This window comes from Microcoleus sp. BM001215392 (assembly GCF_036700185.1).
Taxonomy (GTDB): domain Bacteria; phylum Cyanobacteriota; class Cyanobacteriia; order Cyanobacteriales; family Microcoleaceae; genus Microcoleus.
On the sequence record NZ_JAUBOJ010000308.1, the window covers coordinates 1 to 9,639 of the forward strand.

6 protein-coding genes are annotated in these 9,639 nt (G+C 47.4%); 1 reads left to right on the forward strand and 5 read right to left on the reverse strand.

All coding sequences use genetic code 11. The features are described from left to right. The 4 genes from QT974_RS25590 to recN form a co-directional block, all read right to left on the reverse strand. Positions 1-800 (reverse strand): serine/threonine protein kinase (locus QT974_RS25590; RefSeq protein ID WP_333471222.1); only part of this gene is annotated, 800 nt, incomplete at its 3' end. A 163-nt stretch (positions 801-963) separates the two neighbouring features. Further along, positions 964-1,512 carry an inorganic pyrophosphatase gene (locus QT974_RS25595; RefSeq protein ID WP_333471223.1) on the reverse strand — a complete coding sequence of 183 codons (549 nt, stop codon included), beginning with the start codon at positions 1,510-1,512 and terminating at the stop codon, positions 964-966. Positions 1,513-1,945: 433 nt separating this feature from the next. Beyond that, positions 1,946-5,164, reverse strand: a complete 3,219-nt coding sequence (locus QT974_RS25600; protein ID WP_333471224.1) for a GAF domain-containing protein — start codon at positions 5,162-5,164, stop codon at positions 1,946-1,948. A gap of 807 nt (positions 5,165-5,971) precedes the next feature. Next, a complete protein-coding gene (gene recN, locus QT974_RS25605; RefSeq protein WP_333471227.1) occupies positions 5,972-7,723 on the reverse strand; it encodes a DNA repair protein RecN in 1,752 nt (583 codons plus the stop codon). A 182-nt stretch (positions 7,724-7,905) separates the two neighbouring features. On the opposite strand from recN, the gene QT974_RS25610 reads away from it, so the two are divergent. Beyond that, a complete protein-coding gene (locus QT974_RS25610; protein WP_333471225.1) occupies positions 7,906-9,201 on the forward strand; it encodes a TAXI family TRAP transporter solute-binding subunit in 1,296 nt (431 codons plus the stop codon). 146 nt (positions 9,202-9,347) lie between these two features. Here the strand turns inward: QT974_RS25610 and QT974_RS25615 are convergent, their stop codons facing one another. Beyond that, a complete protein-coding gene (locus QT974_RS25615; RefSeq protein ID WP_333471226.1) occupies positions 9,348-9,560 on the reverse strand; it encodes a type II toxin-antitoxin system VapB family antitoxin in 213 nt (70 codons plus the stop codon). Between the last annotated feature and the right edge of the window lie 79 nt (positions 9,561-9,639).

Genomic DNA, 9,639 nt, shown 5'->3' on the forward strand with positions numbered 1-9,639 from the left:
TGGACTGAGGCGGGACGGCGCTCTAAACTCGGATGCGTCATCCACTTCAGCCAACTGGTAAAACCGGGACTTAGTTGGGTGAATTGCTCGAATTCTATCTGCAAATCTTGCTGCGGCAAATCGGCTGGATGCTGCTTGGTAATTAAGGCGATTAATGTAGCTCCCAAACCGTACAAATCGGAAGCGGGAACTGCTCTCCCGCCAAATTGTTCGGGCGGCATATAGCCGTAGGTTCCCACAACTGTGACTGTTTTTCCCTGTTGCGTGGCTAGGGTTTGAACTGCACCGAAATCGACTAGGTAGACTTCGCCGACGCTGTTTCCCGATCGATTTTTGAGTAAAATATTGCTGGGTTTAATGTCGCGGTGAATCACCGGAGGCTGTCGCTGGTGCAGGTATCCGAGGATGTCTAGTAATGCTGCGGCTAATTGTTTGACTTCATTTTCGCTGAAGGTGCGGCCGTCTGAAAGATATTCTTGTAGGGATTTGGCTTCGATGTAACTTTGAACTAGGGCGAATCCTTTGCGTTGGGGCGTGTCGATTTCAAAGGAGTCTAGATATTGGGGAATTGCGGGGTGGGATAGCGATTTTAAGGTTTCGACTTCTCTCTCGAACAGTTTTAAGTCTTCCCAGTTAAAGTCGCTGCTGAATGACAGCAGTTTGACTACTACTTGCTGTTGGGTTTTCAACTCGCGGGCGAGTAAAGTTTGCCGTCCAGCTTGCTTGCCTAGTCGCCGATCGCACTGATAGCGATCGGCTAATATTTCTTTTGACAAATCACCGACGTTTTGTCCGCTCATGTTCTCCTGCCCTAAAGCCGATTAAACCTAGTTTAATTGACAAAAGTGCAATAATCGGAAATGTTCGCGCTACGCCAAAAAAAATTTATGTCAGAGCATAACTGCCTTTAAGAGCCAGCCAGCGATCTCGCAAAATAAAGACGCCCCTGAGTTAAGCTTGAATTTAATTTTCGATTTGCTTGTAAATTGACTGCGCTACATCTAGCAGGGTCAAGAGTTGGTGCCATTCGGGAGCGTCTGGTTGGTAGCTTTTGGCCCGCTGAGTTTTTAAACTCTGGTGCAATAGATTCAGCAGCGCGTCTGGAGACTGAAACGAGTTCTCATCTTCATCTGTGGGGCTGGGGGCTGATTTTTCTTCTATGGTTTCTTTGATGCTTTGTGCTTTATCTGCCAGACTCAAAGCTCTGCCCGCCATGTTTTCCGGCATTTTTGGTCGTTCCGACAAAGACTGGCGGGTCAGTTCTTCGAGCAGTTGGCGGACTTGAGCCACCCATTCGAGATCGTTTGCCGAAAAGGAATCTGATTTAAATGCTTGTCCCTGTGGTCTTTGCTGAATGCTTTGTAGTTTTTGGAGCAGGGGAAGAGACTTTTGAGTGATGTTTTCGGGGATTCTGGGGATATCTGAGAGCGAGCTGCGGGCAACCTCCAGTAATAGTTGGTAAACCTGATCTACCGACTCAATATCTCCCGATTGCGAATTCCAATTATCCATAACTGATGCTAGTAGTTTTCTATATCTAAGACTAGAACTTTGACTATTTGCTGAAACCAAGCTTGTGAAAGCGGGCGGCCAACGCTATTAAGGCTTACGCACCCCGGGTATAAAATCCGGTTTTTGAGCGGATGTTTCCACGCCTTTACCCAATTTTTTTCTCAGAAACTGGGTAATGCTGGCGGCAGTCCTAACTCTTTTTTTAGCTCTCCTGAAGGTAGAAGTGCTTTGTTGTTTTTCGGCTGATGCCAGCGCCAAACGGGGCAAGGGGGGAAAGCGGGGAAAGCGAGTCTCTGGTCGGGTTATCTAACAATCATACCTGTTGGAGCTAATTTAAAATTGCCCCAACAGGATCTTGAGGTTAATTGGTGGGATCGGAGGGGGAGGCCCACCCCCGATCGCGATCGCCCCCCCTCCGTACCTATGCCCGCTACTATTTTTCTGTGAGATTCCACACGCCGTCCCAGTTTAGTACGTCGGGAGGGCTGAGCTTATATAATCCACAGCGATCGACGTGCAGTTTAGCTGCCTTATTTTTGGGGTCAACTTCCAGAACGAGGTTAAATTCGCGTTCGGCGTCTCTAAAGGCTTGCTTGGCTTTTGGTTCCAAGGCTTTCTTAAACTCGCTGAGGAGTTTTTTGACGCGATCGAGTCCCAGATTTTCAAATTCCTCATCTAACATTTCTGCAACTGTCTCCGAAGCCCGGCTTTTAATTTTCGCCTGCAATAGCTGCCTGATCTGTGCGGGTTTGAGCCTTTTGATTTTAGGATTTGATGGTTCTAAGATGTCTGCTTCCAAAAGTTTTTTGACTTCACCCTCTTGCAAGGATTGAATATCATCTGCTGATAAGTGCTTGATTTTGGCTTGCAGCAACATTTTGGCTTCATCTTCCGAGAGGTTTTTGAGACCTTCCAATTTCAGCAGTTGGATTTCTGGTTGCAACAGCACGATCAGTTTGTCTGCTTCCGACAGATTTTTCGGCTCGTACTCTGAAAGCTTTTTCAGTTGATGTAACAGCTTTTTGAGTTCGTGTTCCAACTGCTGATCTACAGTGTAGGAAAGTTTTTTGATTTCTGTCTCCGGCATTTGGGCGACATCATCTAAGATGTTTTTTACCTCACTGTCAGAGAGTGTTTGAGTGACTGGTGTCTTGTAATGTTCGCGAGCCTTATTGTAATGTTCTACAATTTGTTGCTGTGTTTCTGTCAGGTCTTTGCCAATAGGAGACTGACCTGCTTTGATCCCGACGAGTTCGTAAACGATTACGGGTTCGCTTTTGCCTTTGACTGTAATAAAGTCTAGTTCTCGGACGTACAGCCGATCTTTGTAATTTTTGTAAGTATTGTCGCTGATGATTAAGTCTGTGCCGTACTGCTTGCTGGCACCTTCTAAGCGAGAGGCGAGGTTTACGCCGTCGCCGATCGAAGTCAATTCCATGCGTTTGCTGGAGCCGATGTTGCCACTGACAACTTGATCGGAATGTATGCCCATGCCGATACTGATGGGCAATTCGCCATTAGCTCTGCGATCGTCATTGAATTTGTCTAGTTGCGATCGCATTTTGACTGCGGTTTGCATGGCGCACCAAGCATGATCCTCTAGGGGTGCTGGAGAGCCGAAAACTGCCATCAGAGCGTCGCCGATGTATTTGTCGAGAGTGCCTCCGTACTCGAATACGACATCTACCATCACTTCAAAATATTTGTTTAGCATCACTACCACTTCTTCGGCTTGCAATTTTTCCGTAAGTGTGGTATAGCTGCGAATATCTGAGAACAACACCGAAACATTTTTGCGCTTGCCGCCCAATCCTGTATCTCCGGAAGCTAACAGCGCTTCGGCTACTTCTGGGGTCATGTAACGGTACATCAAGTTTTTGACTTGCTTGGCGCTGCTAATATCTTCCATGACAACTAAGGCGCCGTTTACCTTGTTGGGGTCGGTAGCGTCGGTCATGGAGTTGATCGAGAGATTGATACTCTGCGATTCTTCTGCACAGGAGAGCAAAACTTGATCGGGGTAATATTGCTGGCGATCGTTCTCGTCTGCTGGATTCAAAGACGCATCGAACCATTTGGCAAAATCGCCTTTTTCTAACTTAATTAACTCGCGTAAAGATTGACCTTCGGCTAATTTAGCCTCGCTGACGCCAAGTAATTTTTGGGCACTGGGATTTGTGGCGACTATATTGCCTTTTTTATCTGTAGAAATCACGCCGTTAGTCAGGGCGTGCAGCATATCTTTTTGTCTTTGTTCTTGCTGTTTGACTTCGGCAAAAAGTTTAGCGTTTTGCAGCGCCACTCCTGCTTGGATGTTAAAGGACTTCATAAAGTCCAGATCGTTGCGATTGAAACTTGCTTTCCACTGTTCCGGGGCGTGCGGCCAATCTGCCGGGTTGTAGGGGGGGAATTCTCCTTGTCGTTTTTTATTAACTAATTGGGTAACGCCAATCAATTTTTTGTCTGAGTTAAACACTGGCATACACAGCATACTGCAAGTGCGGTAGCCGGTTTTTTCGTCGGTTGCTCGGGAAGTGGCGGCGCGGGGATCGTCGTACACGTCAAAGGAAATCAGCAGCGGTTCGCTGGATTCGGCGACGATGCCTGCAAAACCGGCGGTTTTGGGTATGCGAATTTCTGTAAGTTTGCCTTCGATGTTGGGGAGTTTTGTCCACAGTTCATCTTTATCTTCGTCGATTAGCCATAGGGTGCTGCGATCGGCATTCATCAGTTCTTTTGCCTGATCCATTACCCTTTTGAGGGTATCTTCTAAGTCGAGACTGCTCTGAGAAAGAGCGTTGACGGCATTCATCAGGGCCGTGGCTGCGCGCTGTCTCTGAGTTGCTGCGTAGAAAGATTTGGACGATTCTAGAATTAGGCGAATTGACGGTTCAAATTCTTCAAAAACTTTTTCGTCTGCTTCAGTAAATCCTTGCCGATCGATTTGTGCGTCTAAAGTAGGGTAATTTTCGTGCTTCGGTTTGAGTTTGTTAATGAGTTGAACGACGGCGACTAACTCGTCTGTTTCTTTATTGACGAGGGGCATTGCCAGCATTGTATAAGTGCGGTAGCCGGTTTTTTCATCGGTTTTTTTGGCGTTAGCCGATCGCGGGTCGTTGTAAAAATCGTAAGGGATGTTAACCACTCCGCGATGTGTGGCTACTTCTCCGGCAATACCCACGTGGGCGGGAACTCTGATTTCTATGTTTTCGCCCTTTTCGTTTTTAGCGACGATCGCCCAGAGTTCATTTTTGTCGTCGTCTAATAAAAATATCGTAGTGCGATCGGCATTCAGCAATTCCCCTGTCTTGAGGGTGATCGACTGCAACATCTCGTTGAGGATGGCGTCAAATCCTTCGCTATCAAGGATATTGTCGAGCATTCCCAAGGTTTGATTGACAACCTTAAGTTTTTCTTCTACTCCCTTAGCTACTACTTTGAAACTTTGCTTGTTTAGGGGGGCGAGAATGCTCGAAAAGTTGCCGTCATAAGGGATAATTGCAATACTGCTAGAAGCAGGCGGAGCATAGGTTTCCTGAGACTGTTGGTGATGGTGATTTTGGGCGTCCACATCTACAACAGCCACTGCTACTGTTTCAACTGTTACGTCCGTAGGAGAATACTTATTCGTGGAAGATGCAAAAGAATTCATAGACCTTTACAAAAGCTTAAGTGTAAGGGTTAGTCTCTAAACGAAGAGAGCGGCCAAGTTCATTAGTGGGTTACAGATCGCACAAGACTCAAGTATGTGTGAAACTATTTCTCAGTTTACATAAGTCCGGTCACGAGGCAAGGAAAATGCAGTTAGCATTGCTGGCGAACGGAGGGCCCGACGGTAAAGCGACTGTAGGATTGCTGCACTCTTTTTAGAGATCGCGAATCTTGTTTAAATGGTTTATTAACTGATTTTGACATTATGGGTGCCTGGTTGAAGTAGGGAAATGGCGCTCTTCGATGCGATCGCCGCGACCGAGTGGAATGCGCGTTCCACCAAGGACTGCTGAAACAGGAAGATCGCAGCGGTACTAGCGGCAATTGTGACACCAGCAGTTGCTAGTGATGTGTGCCCTTTTCTACACAATTGTGGTTTTCAACTAGAATTTTTGTCAATTTTGCTGCTATGGGTTTGCATCCCGGGACTAAAGTCACGCGGCTTTCAACTTGTTTGTGCAATTTGGAGTTGCCCTTTTTAGTGTAACCTCCGGTTCTGAAAAACTCCGGCTTTTTGACCCCCCGATCGGATCGAGGGTGAGCTGAGGATTTGAGCGACTGAGTTTGACGGCGTTGGTTGTCCGTGGTGCGTGGGAAGTTTTATTTGCCCTTTTGCGGCTTGAAACTAATTTTTTAACTTTGATACTTCCTTCAACCCTGAATCAAATGTCTCAATAGCAGTTTGTCCAAGTGGAAATTGGGCGTTGACTATTTTCGACTGGTGATTCGCTTCCCTATTCTCCTACAGTCAGGGTTTGGCTGACTGAGTTTGTCGCAATCCGGCGGCCTCTACCAGCAGGGATTCGGCGAAGGCGATCGCCTCATGGGCCGATCGACCGCTGGCGAGTTGGGCGAGTTCTTCCCGCCGCTGCTGGCTGTTGAGCGCCGCAACTCTAACCACAGTGCGTTCGCCGGATTCGGAGTTAGCTGTTTGGTCGATCGTTGCTTCTGCTTGGATCGTCTGTTTGTTGACGCGAAAATGACAATCAGCCATGGCGGCGATTAGCGGCTGGTGGGTGACGCACAAAACTTGGTGTTTGTCGGAGAGTTGATAGAGCTTTTTGGCGATCGCCCCGGCGACTCTCCCGGAGACTCCGGCATCGATTTCGTCAAAAATTAGGGTTCCGGCGCTTTCGATTTGGGAAAAACAAGCTTTGATGGCGAGCAGAAAGCGGCTCATTTCTCCCCCGGAGGCGATCGCCCCCAAAGGTTGCAGCGGTTCGCCCGGGTTGGGGCTGAAACAAAAGGCGATTTGGTCGGCACCGGTGGCGGTTGGGCTACAGGGCGAGATGGCGACTTGAAACTGCACTTTTTCCATGGCTAAGGGCTTGAGTTCTCCCACGAGGTGGGTTTCGAGTTTCAGGGCTGCGGAGCGCCGCAGGGTGGTGAGGTGGCTGCAAGCATTTTTTAATTGCTCTAATGCGGTCTGATATGCGAGTTCTAAGGCTTCCATTGACTCGCCTCCTTCTAAAAGTTCGTTGAGTTCGTTTTGGATGCTGTGGTAGTAGGCGATCGCTTCTGAGAGCTGCCCGTATTTGCGGCAAATTTGTTTGAGTTCGCGAATCCGATCTTCTACTTCTTCGAGTCTTTCGGGATCGGCTTCGAGTTGTTCGCCGTAGCTGCTAATTTGGCTGCTGGCTTCTGTGGCTTGAGCTAGGGCGTCGCTGACCATATCGAGGATTGGTTGCAACTGGACATCGTAAACTACCATGTCGCTTAAAATTTCCTCGGCTTTGCTCAACAAGTCGGCGGCTGAGGCGCTGTCGCCGTCGTTTTGGTAAAGGGCTTGATGAACTTTGTAACTTTGCTGCTGCAATTCGACGACGTGACCGAGGCGGATTGATTCTTGTTCTAGCTGTTCGAGTTCACCGCCGTCTTCGATGTGAGCTTCGCTGAGTTCTCGAACTTGGTATTGCAATAAATCGAGTCTTTGCAGGCGCTGCTGTTCTGACTGGCGCCTGCGTTTGAGGGCGGTTTTGGCGGTGGAAGCTGCCAGCCACGCGGCGGTGATTGTCGATCGCGCTTCAGTGAGTTTTTTGCCACCGTACAAGTCGAGCCATTCTCGCTGGAGGGTTTCTTGTCCGAGGTGGACGGTTTGGCCTTGGGCGGTAATTTCCACGAGTCGATCGCGCAGTTGCTCCATTAACTGGCGGTTGACGAGAATTCCGTTCAAACGCGATCGGCTGCGCAAAGCACCGCTAGATAAGTTAATTTCCCGGCTGCAAACGGCTAAATTGCCGTCTATGGGTTCAATTTCTTGCTCGAAGAGCCACTTTGCTGCGGATGAGTCTAATTCAAAGGTAGCTTCCAATATTGCTCGCGTTGCTCCGGTACGAATCGATCGGCGATCGACTTTCCCGCCCAAAACTGCATCGATCGCATCTAGGATAATCGATTTACCTGCCCCGGTTTCCCCTGTAAATACGTTCAAACTCGGGCCAAAGTCTAGATCCAGGCGGTCAATTAAGGCAAAGTTTTCGATGCTGAGGGATAGTAACATGGGGAATTGGGAATGAGGAATTGGTAACTGGGAATCGGGAAGCAAGCGGACTTTATCCGTTTCCCTTTCTTGACACTGCCGCACTTTGGACTCGAACACGCTCCCGCTCGGAGAGCCGGATCAATTCTAAATTTCAACTACAATACTTGTAATTTTGCCATTATTATCGAGTCTCAACATCAATGCAAAATAAATTTCTGCTGCCCGTCGCTCTCTTAAGTGTTTTCCTGATTGGAGCTTTTGGGTGGAAGCTTCACCAAGACAAGCAGCGAGTCTATCAATTAACGCTGGCGACGGGAACAAAAACTGGGAATTATCACCCTTTCGGACAGGCACTTGCTGAGGTCGTCATGCAACATAATCCGCACATCCGCATTCAAGTCATTGAAACTCAAGGTTCTGAGGAAAATATGCGTAAGCTTGAGTCGAATGAGGCTCAGTTAGCGATCGCACAAAACGATACTCCCGCAGTTTCTTCTGCTCGCGTAATTGCTTCGTTATTTAAAGAGGTTTTTCATTTAATTGTTTCCGAAAAATCTGGAATTAAAAGTATTTCTGATTTAAAAGGTAAACATATTGCCCTCATGACCAAAGGCAGTGGTTCTTACAGTTCTTTTTGGTTTATGAGCAAACACTATGGTTTAAAAGAAACCGATTTTATATCTACTCCAGTTTCTTGGACAGAGGCTAGTAAATTATTTAGTAATGGCGAGGTTGATGCAATTTTTCGGGTAATACCTCCCGGCAGTAATTTGGTTACAGATTTGCTGCAAAATACCCAGGGAGAGCTAGTGCAGATCGACCAAGGATCTGCCATGAAAATAAAGTTGCCTTATTTGGAAGCCGATATAATTCCTAAGGGTACTTACAAAGCAGATCCGGCGGTTCCCGATGCAGATTTGGCGACCGTGGGAGTGCAGGCTACTCTGATAGCACGGGAGGATGTCAATCCGGAGATCGTGCGGGAAATTACGCGGATTTTGTTTGAGTACCGCCGCAATTTGGTGGCGGCCAATTCGCTAGCGGCAATGATGAGTCAGCCGGGAGGTAGCGGTGGCTTAGCTTTGCCTTTGCATGAGGGAGCCCAGGCTTATTACGATCGCGAGAAGCCGGATTTTTGGGCTGCCAATTCCGATCTTATGGCTTTATATTTGTCTATCGGAACGCTTTTCGCCTCTTGGGTTTGGCAGTTGCGATCGCGCTTTTTACAAAAACAAAAAAATCAAGCAGATCAATTTAATTTGGCAATTTTAAGTTTAATTCAAAACATTCGCGAAGCGAAAACTTTGGATGAAATCGATTTGTTGCAAGAAGACTTATTTAAAATTTTTAAGCAAGTGATTGTGGATTTAGATGAAGATCGGATTGATTCTGATTCTTTTCACTCTTTTACTTTTACTTGGGAAACTGCTATAAAATTTGCGGGGGAGCGTGAAAAAATGTTGCGGGAGTTGCGGCTGGCTTCGGATAGTTTGTGATTGATTATTATAGACATATAGCCTTTACCAAAAAGATGAGGTATGTTGTTGGGCCCCGGCCCTCTTGAAATTTGTTACGGGAGCAAGTTATGCACCTAAGAACTCCATTTACAGTCATAGTTCATATGGGAGCTCGAACTGCTTTATCAATCAACAACATGACGAGTTTCGCGCAGGGCTTTGTGGTCGAAGTCTGGAGCAAACTGAATTTGTCCCGCGAGGTCTAGCAGGTTTTTCTGGCGGCGCGATCGCACAAGTTCTTGTAAAGCGAGTTTAATCAGTTCTTCTTGAGCGGTGAGGTTGGTGAGTAGCAGGGCTTCGTTGAGAAGGGATTCGTCGAGATTGAGGGTGATTTGCATAGGTAGCTATGGGGAATTCGCTTTAGAGGGTGTTTGAAAACTCCTTTCGTTGGTATCAAAAGACCCGATCCCCCTAACC